Annotated in this window: 13 protein-coding genes and 1 riboswitch; of the genes, 1 reads left to right on the top strand and 12 read right to left on the bottom strand. The window is 38.1% G+C overall.

Annotated elements, in window-relative coordinates; genetic code table 11:
- Positions 1-44 precede the first annotated feature (44 nt).
- Genes GFO_RS01640 through GFO_RS01625 form a run of 4 tightly spaced genes read right to left on the bottom strand, consistent with a single transcriptional unit; the run spans position 45 to position 3973 of the window.
- On the bottom strand, positions 45-1133 hold the full coding sequence (locus GFO_RS01640) for a bifunctional 3-deoxy-7-phosphoheptulonate synthase/chorismate mutase type II (RefSeq protein WP_011708267.1): 1089 nt from the start codon (positions 1131-1133) through the stop codon (positions 45-47).
- 1 nt (position 1134) lies between these two features.
- Positions 1135-2007, bottom strand: coding sequence for a prephenate dehydrogenase (locus GFO_RS01635; protein ID WP_011708266.1), 873 nt, complete (start codon positions 2005-2007; stop codon positions 1135-1137).
- Positions 2004-3149: a pyridoxal phosphate-dependent aminotransferase gene (locus GFO_RS01630; protein WP_011708265.1), complete on the bottom strand. Its 1146-nt coding sequence runs from the start codon at positions 3147-3149 to the stop codon at positions 2004-2006. The genes GFO_RS01635 and GFO_RS01630 overlap by 4 nt, the downstream gene beginning before the upstream one ends.
- A complete protein-coding gene (locus GFO_RS01625; RefSeq protein WP_011708264.1) occupies positions 3146-3973 on the bottom strand; it encodes a prephenate dehydratase in 828 nt (275 codons plus the stop codon). The genes GFO_RS01630 and GFO_RS01625 overlap by 4 nt, the downstream gene beginning before the upstream one ends.
- A 349-nt stretch (positions 3974-4322) precedes the next feature.
- Here GFO_RS01625 and gldA point away from each other — a divergent pair, with 349 nt between their 5' ends.
- Positions 4323-5240: a gliding motility-associated ABC transporter ATP-binding subunit GldA gene (gene gldA / locus GFO_RS01620; RefSeq protein WP_011708262.1), complete on the top strand. Its 918-nt coding sequence runs from the start codon at positions 4323-4325 to the stop codon at positions 5238-5240.
- A 445-nt stretch (positions 5241-5685) separates the two neighbouring features.
- Here the strand turns inward: gldA and GFO_RS01615 are convergent, their stop codons facing one another.
- From GFO_RS01615 to GFO_RS01580, 8 genes are all read right to left on the bottom strand, one after another.
- Positions 5686-6435: a head GIN domain-containing protein gene (locus GFO_RS01615; RefSeq protein ID WP_011708260.1), complete on the bottom strand. Its 750-nt coding sequence runs from the start codon at positions 6433-6435 to the stop codon at positions 5686-5688.
- Between the two features lie 47 nt (positions 6436-6482).
- Positions 6483-7586: an acyloxyacyl hydrolase gene (locus tag GFO_RS01610; RefSeq protein WP_011708259.1), complete on the bottom strand. Its 1104-nt coding sequence runs from the start codon at positions 7584-7586 to the stop codon at positions 6483-6485.
- Between the two features lie 194 nt (positions 7587-7780).
- Positions 7781-8734 (bottom strand): methylenetetrahydrofolate reductase [NAD(P)H], encoded by a 954-nt coding sequence (gene metF / locus GFO_RS01605; protein ID WP_011708258.1) that lies wholly within the window; start codon positions 8732-8734, stop codon positions 7781-7783.
- Positions 8735-9095: 361 nt separating this feature from the next.
- Positions 9096-12236 (bottom strand): vitamin B12 dependent-methionine synthase activation domain-containing protein, encoded by a 3141-nt coding sequence (locus tag GFO_RS17200; RefSeq protein WP_011708257.1) that lies wholly within the window; start codon positions 12234-12236, stop codon positions 9096-9098.
- Positions 12237-12283: 47 nt separating this feature from the next.
- Positions 12284-13330, bottom strand: coding sequence for a homocysteine S-methyltransferase family protein (locus tag GFO_RS01595; RefSeq protein ID WP_011708256.1), 1047 nt, complete (start codon positions 13328-13330; stop codon positions 12284-12286).
- A 50-nt stretch (positions 13331-13380) separates the two neighbouring features.
- Positions 13381-13487: riboswitch (SAM riboswitch) on the bottom strand.
- 75 nt (positions 13488-13562) lie between these two features.
- Positions 13563-13985 carry an OsmC family protein gene (locus GFO_RS01590; protein WP_011708255.1) on the bottom strand — a complete coding sequence of 141 codons (423 nt, stop codon included), beginning with the start codon at positions 13983-13985 and terminating at the stop codon, positions 13563-13565.
- 171 nt (positions 13986-14156) lie between these two features.
- A complete protein-coding gene (locus GFO_RS01585; RefSeq protein ID WP_011708254.1) occupies positions 14157-15221 on the bottom strand; it encodes an NAD(P)/FAD-dependent oxidoreductase in 1065 nt (354 codons plus the stop codon).
- Entirely contained in the window at positions 15214-15807 is a 594-nt protein-coding gene (locus GFO_RS01580) for a precorrin-2 dehydrogenase/sirohydrochlorin ferrochelatase family protein (RefSeq protein WP_011708253.1), read from the bottom strand. The genes GFO_RS01585 and GFO_RS01580 overlap by 8 nt, the downstream gene beginning before the upstream one ends.
- Positions 15808-15844: the final 37 nt, after the last annotated feature.

The following is a 15844-nucleotide window of genomic DNA, read 5'->3' as shown; positions in this document are numbered from 1 at the left end:
AAATAAAAATGCTGTCAGGGAGTTCTGGCAGCATTTTTTGTCCCTTACCGTTTTCCATCAAGGATTTTTTGTTGATGATTGATAGATTCCTGGTGAATTGCCTTAAACATTCTTAGAACAAATTCTTCGCCAAGTCCTTTCTCCTCTCCTTCAAGCACCATTTTTCCCAGAATCTCGTTCCATCTCTTTGTCTGAAGAATTGCAACATTCTGGCTTTTTTTCACTTCTCCTATCTCCTCTGCAATTTTCATTCTTTTTGAAAGAATTTCCAGGATCTGACTATCTGTGATATCAATTCTGGACCTTAATGCTGTTAGTTTATTCTGAAATTCTTCACTAGCAGAAATTTCCTTTCTTACTTTTAAATCATCCATTATCTTTATGAGTGTTTCAGGAGTAATTTGTTGTGCCGCGTCACTCCAGGCTTTATCTGGTGTGTGATGAGTTTCTACCATGAGTCCGTCAAAATTTAAATCCAGTGCAGTTTGACAAAGATCGAAGATGATATCTCTTCTTCCGGCAATATGTGACGGATCCAAAATCAAAGGCAGATCTGGAAATTTATTCTGAAGCTCGATCGGGATTTGCCATTCCGGGTTGTTTCTATATTTGGTTTTCTCATATGCTGAAAAACCTCTGTGGATCACTCCCAGTTTATTAATATCTGCGGTGTGCAATCTCTCCACTGCTCCCAACCATAAAGCAAGGTCTGGATTTACCGGATTTTTAACCAATACAATTTTATCGGTTCCTTTAAGTGCATCTGCAATTTCCTGAACAATAAAAGGAGAAACGGTAGTTCTCGCCCCAATCCAGAGAATATCAACATCGTGCTTTAAAGCTAGCTCCACATGATTTGGATTGGCCACTTCAGTAGTGGTAAGCATTCCTGTTTCTTCTTTAGCCTTCTGAAGCCATTTTAAACCTAAAGCTCCTACGCCTTCAAAATTCCCAGGTCTTGTTCTGGGTTTCCAGATTCCAGCTCTTAACACCGTAGCATCACTATCTTTAAGCTGATGTGCGATCGTTAAAACCTGTTCTTCAGTTTCGGCGCTACATGGCCCCGCAATTACCAAAGGATGAGATAATCCAAAATCATCCAGCCACGTTCTTAGTTCTTTACTATTTTCCATCTTACTGTAATTTTAATTCTTCGTTTTTATTTATTCCGTTTAATACTTCTCTTATATGATTTGTCTTTTCCATCTCATTGAAAACCTCCTCGAAATTATCTTCCTCCATTAATTTTCTGAAATGCTTCAAATTTGAAATATATTCATCCAGGGTTTCCATCACATTTTTTTTATTCTGGCTGAATATGGGAGTCCACATTGCCGGGGAGCTTTTAGCAAGCCGCACGGTAGATTCAAATCCACTTCCGGCCAGGTCAAAAATATCCCGTTCATTCTTCTCTTTTTCCAATACTGTTTTACCCAGCATAAAAGAACTTATATGTGACAAATGCGACACATAGGCGATATGGCGATCATGCGAAGCCGGATCCATATATCGTATCCTCATTCCTATAGCCTGAAAAATTTCAAGAGCTATTTCCTGAAGTTTAAATGCGGTCTTTTCAACCTCACAGATGATATTCGTTTTATTTTTGAACAACCCATGAATTGCGGCGGTAGGACCTGAAAATTCGGTTCCTGAAATAGGATGCGCAGAAAGGTAATTTCTTCTTTTGGGATGATTTTCAACCTTCTTACATAGATGTTCTTTCGTGGATCCCGCATCTATTACTACACACTTATCACTAACTAGATCCAGAATTTTTGGCAGAACCTCTAAAGAAGCATCAACCGGTATGGCCAGATACACCAGATCTGCATTCTTTATATCTTCAAATTTTGCTTTTTTATCTATCAATCCAAGATCCAGAGCTTTCTCAAGATGCTCCTCATTTTCATCTACACCATAGATTTCCACCTGTTTCTTTACAGTTTTAAGATCTAAAGCAAAAGATCCCCCAATAAGGCCTATTCCTATTATAAAAACATTCATTGTTTCATCCTTTTTAAAGCTTCGTCTATAACCTCTTCGGTTGCACACAGTGAAAACCGTATATAGCCTTCACCCTGTTTACCAAAAATAAATCCAGGGGTAATAAAGATGTCCTTATTATAAAGTAACTCATCTACAATATCTCCTGAAGTTTTTCCATCTGGCACCTTAGCCCAAACAAATAAGCCAGCCTGATCTTTTCTTACCTCACAACCCAGCTTATCAGCTAATTGTAAGACCTTTTCTTTTCTATTCGAGTAAATCTTATTTTGAGTATCAAACCAGGATTCAGGTAATTTCAAAGCTTCAACTGCTCCTGCCTGAACAGGATAGAACATTCCACTATCCATATTTGATTTCACTTTTAATACCGCATTGATATTTTTCTCACTTCCAGTAAGCATTCCTACTCGCCAGCCAGCCATATTAAAACTTTTACTAAGCGAATTCAGCTCCATCACATAATCGCTTAAACCGTCTTTTTGAAGAATACTTTTAGGATAATCATTCTGAATAAAACTGTAAGGATTGTCATTGATAACCAGGATCTTATGTGTTTCGGCAAAATTGGTCAACTTCTCAAAGAAACCGTCTGAAGCCTTGGAACCCGTGGGCATATGAGGATAATTCACCCACATAATTTTAACATTCTCCAGACCTTCATCAGCTAATTTTTCCAGATCTGGCAACCAGTCATTTTCAGCTTTCAATTCATAATTCCGCTCCTTTGCCTCTAATAATTTAGCCACAGAACTATAGGTTGGATAACCAGGATCTGGCAATAAAACCTCATCTCCGGGATTTAAAAAGGCCATGGAAATATGCATGATCCCTTCTTTACTACCCATTAATGGTAAAATTTCAGTCTCTGTATTCAATTCAAGATCATAGTACCTGTCATAAAATCCTGCGATCGCATTCCTTAATTCTTTAATCCCCTTATATGGCTGATATTGATGCGCTACATTATCCTTAAGTGCATCATTCAACGCGGTTAACACTGCAGGCGGAGGAGCCAGATCCGGGCTACCAATACCAAGATTGATAATTGGTTTCCCCTGGGCTCTTAGTTCAGCTACTTCGCGAAGTTTTTTCGAAAAATAGTATTCCTGCACTGTATCAAGTCTCTTTGCTGTTATCATACCAGGTTATTTTTGTAGATTCCTAAAACCTTTAATTCTTCCGTCATTAATTTTAATACGTCCAGCCCTTTTTCTAGATCTTCATATTTTTCAAAGATCACATCTACAAAGAATGAATATTTCCAGGGTTCATCAATTATCGGAAGTGACTGGATCTTGGTCATATCTAGATAGCAATCTCTAATAATATTGAGTACAGAAACCAGACTTCCCCTTTCACTTTTCAGGTCAAACTTGATGGAGGCCTTATCCAGTACTTCTCCGTTAGGTTTTTGCCTTTCTGTTCCCAACACCAGAAACCTGGTGGCATTGCTTTTAATAGTATGAACCTCTTTCGCAAGGATCTCCAAACCATACATTTTTGCAGCTGCTGGACTGGCAACAGCCGCTACTTTCATCTTACCTTCTTCGGAAATTCTTTTGGCAGCTTCAGCGGTATCTGCATCCTCAATTAGTTTAATATGTGGATGCTTTTTAAAGAACTCTTTACACTGTAATAAAGCCATGGGATGAGAAAAGACCTTTTTAATATCTTCAATTTTTTGCCCTTTTACAGCCATAAGATTCATATTAACCGGGGTATAATGCTCTCCTATGATGCTTAAATTATACTCATTTATCAACGCATAATTTGGTAAAATAGAACCGGCTATACTATTCTCTATAGCCATCACCGCTTCATCTGATTCTTTTACTGACAGTTTCTCGGCCAACTCATGAAATGACATATGCTCCATCACTTCCACGTCCTTATGATAGTAGTCCATGGCTACCAAATGGTGAAATGAACCTTTTATTCCCTGAATCCCTATTCTTTTATTCATATTGATACAATAAAAAAAGTCCCGATCTTAGATCGAGACTTTTATATAATTTTATGTTTTAGTTAATCATATAGCATTCCCGATTCTATCTCTGGTATAGAAATAAAAATAATAGAATGCGTTCCAATTAATTAAGCTTGTCATTTTCAATAATAATGAATGACTAAAGTAGTGCTTAAATTCTATATTCAAAATAATTTACATTCAAAATTTGGAGATTTCCCATATTCGGAAAATCGACCATCTTTTAATGAGAATTACAATTTCTACCCATTAATTTTCGTTGAAACTTTGAAATATTTTCAGCAAGCTCCCTAATTATTTATTCCTAATTTTGAATTCTGAAGCCATGTCTATAACAGTAAACAACATATCGAAATACTTTGGCAGCCAAAAAGCGCTGGATGATGTCAGTTTTGAAATTTCTAAAGGAGAAATCGTTGGTTTTCTTGGTCCTAATGGAGCCGGGAAATCTACTTTAATGAAAATACTTACCGGCTATATCACCGCAGATAATGGAAAAGCAAGGATAGACGGACTCGAATTAGAAGAAAAAATCCCTGAGGTTCAGAAAAGGATTGGTTATTTGCCGGAACATAATCCTTTATATACAGAAATGTTTGTTCGGGAATATTTGCGCTTCAATGCCTCTGTCTATAATATAGGTAAGGATCGAATTGAAGAAATAATTAAACTCACCGGGCTCACTCCTGAAGCAAATAAGAAAATAGATCAGTTATCTAAAGGTTACCGTCAGCGTGTAGGCCTGGCCGCAGCCCTATTACATGATCCCGAAGTTCTAATTCTGGATGAACCAACCACGGGCCTGGATCCAAATCAATTGGTAGAAATAAGGACACTCATTAAGAATATTGGAAAGAATAATTCTGAAGACAAAGCTGGAAAAACAGTTTTCCTTTCTACTCATATTATGCAGGAAGTAGAAGCTATTTGTGATCGTGTCATTATTATTAATAATGGAAAGATCGTAGCAGATAAAAACCTGAAAGAATTAAGGGAAGGCAACGACCAGATCATTTTTGTAGAATTTGATTACAGAATTGAAGAAATAGCACTACAGAAAATCCCTAATCTAACTTCAGCAAAGAATACGGGTGGATTCACCTATGAATTAATCTTCAACACGAAAAAAGACATGAGACCTGCCGTTTTTGATTTTGCTCATGATAACGGATTAAAAACCCTTCAGCTAAATCAGAAAACCAAAAATCTGGAAAATCTTTTTACTGAAGTAACTTCTTCCTAAATACATCAAAACTATTAAAAAGGAAAAACGTCATCCTGAGACCTGTGATAAAAAAATTATATGGTATAGGGAATTGACAAATTTCATTAAGATGCCTGTTCATTTTTTCCATTGATGAAAAAACGAACCAAAAAATTCTAGGCTTACGAAACTTTATCTAAATTTATCGTTCAGCACCTAAATTTTAGGAACTCGCCATTGAGATGCTTTTTTGTAGAAAAGTTAGTTTGGCTCAAACAGCCTAAAATTTCACGGTGCTCTCACTTCAAATTTTACAATATATTTTCGATAGGCCAGGAAATAGAAGTCATTGAAATTAATCATCTACCTTCATAATTTCCAAATGAAGAAGTTACTTCAATGGTAATTATTTCAGGATCTCATAAAAAGAAGTTGAAACAAATTCAGCTTGACGAAAATGAAGATTTTCAGAGGATCCTTATTTTTATTCAAATATTAGCTTCCCTCTAAACTTCTCCTCCACATCTACCTCAGGTGGTCGATTTACAGAAATTATATCTCCATAACTAACAATTTCACCTTTGAGGCTTTGTTGCGGATTAATAATGAGCTTATTAGTCCCACGATGAAATATTTCGTAATGCTGCACAATAAGATCTCTCGCTTCCAGTCGGCCATCTCCTGCGGCGAAAAATCCATCAAAGTTTTCAACTGTCCCGATTAGAAAATAATTTGAATAATTATCATTGGTAATCCTTAAATTCTCAACATCAAGATCCAGTTTAAAGTCCCCGTTAGTATGAATTTCAGGATCCAGTGCCTGATTTTCAGAAACCAGCCATAAATTCTCAAAATTTAAAGTTCCAACGCTTTCCAACGGAATATTACCCGCATGCCGCAGATAGGTAAGATCTGGAACCGTCACATAGATTTTTGTGATTTCATAATCTCGTACCAGATTACAAACATTTTCATTCATCAAAATTAATTGATTATCAATAACTTCAGCAGTGACCTCGTTCATTAGGTTTTCCCCTGTTTCAATAACCACTTTCTGCTTATCACCCTGTTCAATAAAAAGCTTGATCTTATCATAGACCATTATTTCAGAAAAATTCGCTACTTCCACTTCATTCTGAACGATCTCCCCAGCTTTTTGAAAACAGTCGCCGGTATCTTCAGAATCACATCCTAAAAAACCAATTATCGCAAGTAAGAATATTATCTTTTTCATCTGTATATTTTATTTTACGGTCGAATGTAATTTTCCAACAATCATTTTTATAATCTATATCCAATTGAAAATTCTACCGCTTCTGCATTTGCCCCATGAGATCTAACCGTGGCTGATGCCCACCAATGTTCAGAAATTTCCCTTTGCAATCCCATTCTATTATAAACCTGCTCCACATAATCTGTATATGGATAGTACACATAATAACCTAGCTGAGTAATCAGCGACATTTTATTAAAAGTAAGTTGATGCCCCACAAAAATACCCACTCTTTTCGCATCCTCATCGCCAGTAGTACCCTTTTGTGGAAATGCGGCCGCCTGATATTCTATAAATTCTTCCAGAGATCTTGAAAAGAATAATTCAGCACCACCCTGTAAGGTACTTTTATGATTCAGCACCTTATCTGCGTATGCTGAAAATGTCAAAAATGGAAGTTTGGGAGATCCAATAACTCCTGCGGTATTGATCCCACTCCTTATAGCAAAATTATAATGAAATGGCTCGGTATACTTTTCTTCTTCCCCTCTCGGAATATAATCTGGGTGCTCTTCATGATCCAGTAAATAATTTAAACCAACATTAAAAGTGAATGTATTGGTGCTGTGGTTTGGAGACCCAAGATCTGCGTTGGAATAATGAATTATTGTGACTCCAGCCTGTATACCAAGACCTCCAATAATATTTTCCTTTTTAATATTCCCCATTAAGTAGGTAGAACTTAAAAATCTTGTTCCGTAGGCATTATTAATATAATTGTCATCAGCATCGTAAGGATTTGTGGTGTATGCCACTCCCTGGCCAATCCTGAACATCAATAACCTTTTAAGCGCATAGAAACTGAAATGTCCATATAACGAATAATTTTCACCCAAATAGGTGTTTTTCATATTCTGATAAATGAATGAGTATCCAAAATCTGGATAATTATATCTGCTTTCCCATTTTTCCAGTCCGTAGGTTTTCCTGTTCCAGGTTAATAGAAAACCCTCAGGATGATCGGTTATTAAATGAGCAATATCTGGGTTATGCTCCAATATGGAGCCATAAAAATAATTAGCATCCAGAGAGAAATATTTTTCAGGTTTTTCTTCCTGTGCCTGAGCGATAAAACTCAATAGCAATAGCAGGCAGGGGATAACTTTTTTCATACAACGGCAAATCTAACATATTTACGAAAAAAATGCCGTGAAGTTTTCAACTTGTAAAAATTAAAATAGGCCAGTAGGTAATCTCTTATTTAAAAGCTAATAATTTCACTGTTTGTCAGGCTGAGCCTAGTCGAAGCCCGGTATATAGTAACTAAGAGTTTTCGACTGCGCTCAAACTGACATTTTAATAAAAATTAAAATACCGCGTTGGCTATTTGCTCAATATTGCTGCTTTTTCCCATAGAATAAAAGTGTAGAACCGGAGCGCCGCCTTCCATTAATTCTTTAGATTGTTGAATACACCATTCAACTCCCACCTGCCTTACTTCTTTATTGGTTTTACATTTTTCAACTTCTAAGATCAGGGATTCCGGAAGGTCGATCTTAAAAACCTGTGGCAACAACTGCAAATGTCTGGAAATCGCAATGGGTTTAATTCCCGGAATAATAGGCACATTAATTCCCGCTTTTTTAGCCTCCTCAACAAATTCAAAATATTTAGAATTATCAAAGAACATCTGGGTAACAACATAATCTGCTCCTGCGTCTACTTTCTCCTTCAATCTTTTAAGATCTGAATTTAGGGAAGGAGCTTCAATATGCTTTTCGGGATAACCGGCAACACCAATGCAGAAATCGGCCAAATCATCTGCTTCTATCACATCATGCAAATATTTTCCTTTATTCAGGTTGGTAATTTGCTTTACCAAATCGCAGGCATACGGATGACCTCCATTAGAAGGCTCAAAATATCTTTGGTGGCTCATCGCATCTCCACGCAGGGCCATTACATTTTCAATTCCCAAATAATGACAGTCTACCAGCAAATATTCTGTTTCTTCCCTCGAAAATCCGCCACAAAGAACATGCGGCACCGTATCTACATTGTATTTATGTTTGATCGCCGCACAAATCCCAACAGTTCCCGGCCGCATACGAGTGATTTTTCTATCAAAAAGTCCGTCGCGATCTACATACAAATGTTCCTCCCGTGAAGTCGTCACATCAATAAACGGAGGTTTAAAATCCATTAGCGGATCTATATTATCATAGAGTTCCTGAATATTCTTCCCTTTCTTCGGCGGAATTATTTCAAACGAAAACAATGTTTTCCCATTTGCTTTTTCAATATGTTCGGTAACTTTCATTAAACTAAACTTTTTGTTGTTTTTGGGCGTTGCCTTTTAGGCCGGGCTTTACGCTATATCTTTTACTGTCATACTTTCACAAGCTCAGCATAACAGTAAAAGGATACCGCTGCAATCCCTAACGCATTATTTTTTTATCAGTCTTCAGCGATAAGCCTATTTCTTTTTATTTATCTCTAATTCTGAGCTTTCAGAATTCTATATTTCGTCAACCTGAAACTGTCACCTTGAGCGCAGTCGAAAGCTCAGCTTCTTTATAGATTCTGAAATAAATTCAGTTTGACGTGAACTCCTTATATTTCTTTAGAGTTAAAGTGTTCATTCCGCGAAAATCTAAATACTCACATCTCAATACTCTATACTAATCCGCGATATTCGGATTCAGCCATTTCTCGGCTTTTTTATATTCAATTCCTTTTCTTTCAGCAAAATCTTTTACCTGGTCTTCTTTTATTTTTCCAAGACCAAAATACCTCGCTTCAGGATTCGCAAAATAATATCCGCTCACACTTGCCGCCGGCCACATCGCCAGACTTTCGGTAAGTTCCACTCCTATTTTTTCATCAACTTTTAAAAGTTCCCAAATCGTCAATTTCTCCAAATGATCGGGACAGGCGGGATAACCCGGTGCCGGACGAATCCCTTTATACGATTCCTTTATTAACTCTTCATTGCTCAAATTTTCATCAGAAGCATACCCCCAATGCTTTGTTCTCACTTCTTTATGCAGATATTCCGCAAAAGCCTCCGCTAAGCGATCGGCCAGCGCCTTTATCATAATAGAATTATAATCATCAAGGTCTTTTTCAAATTCTGCGGCAAGTTCAGCAGTTCCAAAACCGGTAGTGACGCAAAAACAACCCATATAATCCTGAATTCCGCTTTCTTTTGGAGCGATAAAATCTGAAAGCGCGAAATTTGGCTTTTCGGCATACTTCTTTAATTGCTGCCGAAGTGTTCTAAAGACAATCTTTTTCTTTTCAGAAGCTTCTTCGTAGCTCACTTCTATATCATCGTTATTTATAGTATTAGCTTCAAAAAGACCGAAGGTCGCTTTAGCCTTCAACAATTTTTCTTTGAAAATCCTTTCCAGTAAGGCTTTTGCATCGTCAAATAAGCTTTGCGCCTGCTCACCTACTTTTTCGTCTTTCAGAATATCGGGATAACGGCCATGCAAATCCCAGCTTCTAAAAAACGGTGACCAGTCTATATATTCTTCCAGTTTCTCTAGGTCAAAATCTTCAATTATCTGGGTTCCCAATTGATTCGGTTTGGTGATATTCGTAGATTCCCAGTTGATCTTAAATTTATTACGTCGTGCTTCCGGTAGTTTTAAATAGCTTTTTACTTTACTTCGTTTCTTAAAATTCAGTCGGAATTTATCATATTCAATCTTGAGATCGCTTTTATATTTTTCGCGGGTACTTTCCTTTAATAACTGCCCCACAACAGTCACAGCGCGCGAAGCATCATTCACATGCGCAACCGCGAAATGATATTGAGGATCTATCTTAACGGCAGTATGAGCTTTAGAAGTGGTAGCACCCCCAATCAATAAAGGAACCTCAAAATTTTGTCGCTGCATTTCCTTAGCCAGAAAAACCATTTCATCCAGCGATGGCGTAATTAATCCGCTAAGTCCAATTACATCTACATTTTCAGCTTTTGCAGTTTCAATGATCTTTTCCGGGGGAACCATTACTCCTAAATCAATGATCTCATAATTATTGCATCCGAGAACTACCGCCACGATATTTTTACCAATATCATGTACGTCACCCTTTACGGTTGCCATCAGAACTTTTCCAGCCCCCCCCGCCCCCGAAGGGGGTGCTTTTTTTAAAGCACTCAAAGTTTTATCCAATACGGAATCTAAATCTTCGAGAACCTGGCTATTTGTAAATCTGACCACTCTGAATCCCTGCTCCTTTAACCAAGCTGTCCGTGCTTCATCACTCAATTTATGATCTGGCAGTTGATGTATTAAACCATCTACCTCTATTACCAATTTTTCTTTTAGACAAACGAAATCTGCAATATAGCTTCCTATAATATGTTGCCTCCTAAATTTAAATCCTTCAAGCTTTTTTCCGCTAAAAGCCTCCCATAATTTAGTCTCTGCTTTTGTAGATTTTTCGTAGCGCATTTTTCGGGCGAATTCTTTCGTTTTATTGTATAACGCCGGATTGGCAGTTTTCCAATACTGCTCCCCTTTTGGGGGTTGGGGGGCCTTTTTTGCCTCTTCTATATAAGGTAATAAATAAGCTACCGCCTTTTTCATAACCCGCGCCGACTTCACCACTTGCGGAAGGAACATTTTTCCGCTTCCAAAGAGATCGCCTACCACATTCATCCCAATCATCAACGGGCCTTCGATAACGTCCAGGGGCCTCTCAGCTTCCAACCTGGCCTGTTCAATATCTTCTAAAATATAGGCGTCAATTCCTTTCACCAACGCATGGGTAATCCTGTCCTGAAGGGGTTTTTCCCTCCAGGAAAGATCTACTTTGTTTTCCTTTTTTCTTCCGACTACATTTTCGGCAAAATTCAGCAGTCTTTCCGTGGCATCATCTCGTCTATCAAAGATCACATCTTCCACATGTTCCAGCAGATCTTTGGGGATCTCATCATAAACTTCCAGCATGGAAGGGTTTACAATACCTATATTCATTCCTGCTTTTATCGCGTGATACAGAAAAACAGAATGCATTGCTTCACGAACAGGATTGTTTCCGCGGAAAGAAAAGGAAACATTGCTTACCCCACCACTCACGCTGCAATGTGCAAGGTTTTCTTTTACCCATCGGGTTCCTTCAATAAAATCGATCGCATTTCTTCTATGCTCATCCATCCCGGTTCCCACTGGAAATATATTCAGATCGAAAATAATGTCTTCCGGCGGAAAGTTTACTTTATTCACCAATATATCATAAGAGCGTTTGGCAATTTCAATTCGGCGTTCATAATTATCAGCCTGTCCAACCTCATCAAAAGCCATTACAATTACAGCTGCACCATAACGCTTGATCTTCTTAGCGTGGGTAATAAATTCTTCCTCACCTTCTTTGAGGCTAATCGAATTCACTACACACTTTCCCTGTACCACCTGCAAGCCGGCCTCAATAATTTCCCACTTTGAGCTATCTATCATAATAGGGACACGGGCAATATCAGGTTCAGCTACGACCAGATTCAGGAATTTCACCATAGCTTCCTTCCCCTCAATGAGGCCATCGTCCATATTGATATCAATGATCTGTGCCCCGTTATCCACCTGTTCCCGGGCGACAGCCAGTGCTTCATCAAATTTTTCTTCTTTAATAAGCCGAAGGAATTTTTTAGAACCAGCCACATTGGTTCGTTCCCCAACATTTATAAAATTACTCTCCGGTGTGATCACCAGTGGTTCCAGTCCCGATAATTTTAACGGTCTGGCCCCTCCCGGCCTCCCCGATGGGGACTGGTTAGTTTTATTTATCGAATTTGTACTTGCTGTACTCATATCATATATTTTTCGTCAGCCTGCATTTATTTCAGGGACTCTTTCCTTTAAATTTTATGATCAGATTGTTGAGATGCTGAAACAAGTTCAGCATGATCTTGAAGATTAATTTCACGAGGCTTGTAGTTTTTAGCTACTTCAGCAATTGCTTTAATATGTTTGGGAGTGGTTCCGCAGCAACCGCCAAGAATATTCACCAGGCTTTTTTCGAGATATTCTTCGATCTGGGAAGCCATTTCCGCTGCATCCTGATCGTATTCTCCAAAAGCATTTGGCAAACCTGCATTTGGATAAGCCGAAACTCCCGAATTCGCATATCGGTTTAAAACTTCAAGGTGCGGTGTAAGTTGCTTGGCTCCCAATGCACAATTAAATCCAATGCTCAACAATGGAATATGTGAAACAGAAATTAAAAAAGCTTCCGCAGTCTGGCCGGAAAGTGTTCTTCCCGAAGCATCGGTAATTGTACCACTGATCATAACAGGAATAGTAATCCCTAATTCTTCTTTAAGTTCATCTATGGCGAAAAGTGCTGCTTTTGCGTTCAGGGTATCAAAAACGGTTTCCACCAGTAAAATATCGGCTCCGCCATCAATCAATGCTTTTGCCTGTTGTTTATAGGCCTTTCTAAGTTCATCAAATGAAATCGCCCGATACCCTGGATCGTTTACATCTGGGCTCATACTTGCCGTTTTGTTGGTAGGACCAATTGCTCCGGCTACAAATCGTGGTTTTGAAGGGTTTTCAGCAGTAACTTCTTCCGCTACCTTTTTGGCAATTCTGGCCGACTCATAATTGAGTTCATAAACCAGATCCTCCATCTTATAATCGGCCATGGCGATGGTGGTTCCAGAGAAGGTATTAGTTTCCACAATATCTGCCCCGGCATCAAAATATTTTCGATGTATCGTCGCAATTGCTTCAGGCTGGGTAATAGACAAAAGGTCATTATTACCCTGAAGGGAAACCGGCCAGTCTGCAAAACGTTTTCCACGAAAATCCTCTTCAGAAAATTTATATTCCTGAAGCATGGTCCCCATGGCACCGTCTAGTATTAATATTTTTTGTGAGAGTAACTCTTCAATTTTTGACATGTTTTATAAAATAAAACGTTATCAAAAAAGAAGACGAAAAATGAAGTCTTGAGTTATCTATCCACGACTGGCGTGGTAGAACGTAGCACCTTCTCCCATTACAGGAGGGTTGCCAAGGTTTCACAGGGTCTAATCCCTCAACCTTTCTTGATAACGAATGTTAGTAAACAATGAACTTACAAGACAAATATACAGTTATAATATACCCAATAACAAAGATTTCAGTTTTTTTCTATAAAATCTTTTCTGAATTTAACTCAATAGAATAACTGATCGTGGCTGCCTTTTCCAGCATTTTAGAAACCGAACAATATTTATCCATCGATAATTTTACTGCCCTTTCAACCTTAGCTGCCGGAACTTCTCCTTTGAAAATAAAATTCAAATGAATTTTATTGAATACATTGGGAATAGCGCCATCTTCACGAAAGCCTTCAACCTCTACCTGAAGATCTTCCAGCTCATGCTGTTGCTTTTTCAAAATCATAACAACGTCTATACTGCTACAACCGGCAATTCCACGAAGAATAAGATCCATCGGGCTTGAGCCTTTTGGTTCTGCATCAGATTTATTGTCCAGAAGCACAATATTGCCACGCTCATTTACAGTTTCAAATAGATAATTATCGTTGATTCTTTTTAAGCTGATCTTCATGTTTTCAAATTTTTTACGAAGTTAAGAAATTTACACATTTCCGTATCAATTCTAACTACCTAAGGTAAGGCTGAACCTGTTTATCTATGCTTAATAAATTTAGTAAGACTTATAATAAAAGCCTGCGAAAATCCAATTTCACAGGTTTAAACTAGCAGTAAAATTGGCTAATTACACTCCTATACTTTGCACTACTTCTTTTTTCGCTTCTTTTTTTGTTCCATCAAATCCTTCCACACCTCCAACGGTGGTGTATTTTAATACATATTTCTTATCCGGGTATATTCGCTGATATGCACTCTGGCACATGATTGCGGCTTCATGAAATCCGGAAAGAATCAATTTCAACTTACCCTTATAGGTGTTCACGTCACCAATTGCATAAACTCCGGGGATATTGGTTTGATAATCATACGAATTGTCGACCTTAATCGCGTTTCTTTCAATTTCCAAGCCCCAGCTGCCAATAGGCCCCAGTTTTGGAGAAAGTCCGAATAATGGAATAAAATCGTCCACATCCCTGAACTCTTCTCCACGAGCCTTGTCTTTATGACGAATCACTACTTGCTCTAAATTATCTTCTCCTCTTAATCCAACAACCTCAGCGTTCGTGATCATCTCGATCCTGCCAAGTTTTGCCAGTTCTGACACTCTTTCTACAGAATCCAGCGCACCTCGAAATTCTGCTCTTCTGTGCACCAGTGCAACTTCAGAAGCTACATCTGCAAGATAAATTGCCCAGTCCAGTGCCGAATCTCCACCTCCTGCGATGACCACTTTTTTATCGCGATATACTTCAGGATCTTTAATGAAATAGGAAACTCCTTTATCTTCAAAATCAGCAATATTAGGTATAGGTGGTTTTCTAGGCTCAAAAGATCCTAAACCGCCGGCGATTGCAACCACCGGGGCATGATGTTGAGTTCCCTTGTTGGTGGTGACGATAAAGCTGCCGTCATCAAGTTTTTCCAAAGTCTCTGCACGTTCACCCAACGTGAATCCAGGCTTAAAAGGTCTAATCTGTTCCATTAAATTGCTTACCAGGTCACCGGCAAGAATTTCCGGAAAAGCCGGAATATCATAGATTGGCTTCTTTGGATATATTTCTGAACACTGCCCACCGGGTTGCGGCAAAGCATCTATTAAATGTGTTTTTAGCTTGAGGAGTCCCGCTTCAAAAACGGTGAACAAACCAGTTGGTCCTGCTCCTATTATCAGGATGTCTGTTTTAATCATTTTTCTCTTTTTTTACGATTAAGGATTCTGTTATTGTATTCATTTGGTCCACCTTGGCTTCAAAATCACCTTTTATGGATTTTCGGTATTCATTTAAATTTTCAACCATCTCATTTACATTCTCCGGAATCACTTCTTCAAAGAATTGTCGTAATCGTTTTGCAGTGGTTGGTGATTTTCCATTGGTGGAAATGGCAATTTTCACATGCCCCTTATTTACAATTCCACCCATATAGAAATCACATAATTCCGGTGTATCAGCGATATTGGCTAGTAAATATTTCTTTTTAGCATGCTGATAAACTTTTTTATTCAGTTTTGCATCGTTGGTAGCTGCGATCACAAAATGTTTCTTTTTCAGATATTTCTTTTTATATCTGCCTTTTATAAGTTTCGCTCCATGCTTTTTTGCAAGCTCTTCTGTTTCGGGTAAAAACCATTTTGCAACTATTTCAACTTTGGCGTTCGGACTGGATTTAAAAAGAAAATGTAATTTCTCATGACCTACGTTTCCTCCACCAACAACCAAAATGTTAAGATGATTCACTTTCAAGAAGACCGGATATAATTCGTTTCTTTCTTCCATTTTGTTTTAGTTAAACTTCGACAAGCTCAGTTTGACA

The sequence above is a fragment of the Christiangramia forsetii KT0803 genome (assembly GCF_000060345.1).
Taxonomy (GTDB): Bacteria; Bacteroidota; Bacteroidia; order Flavobacteriales; family Flavobacteriaceae; genus Christiangramia; species Christiangramia forsetii.
This window is presented reverse-complemented; position numbering and strand designations above follow the sequence as displayed.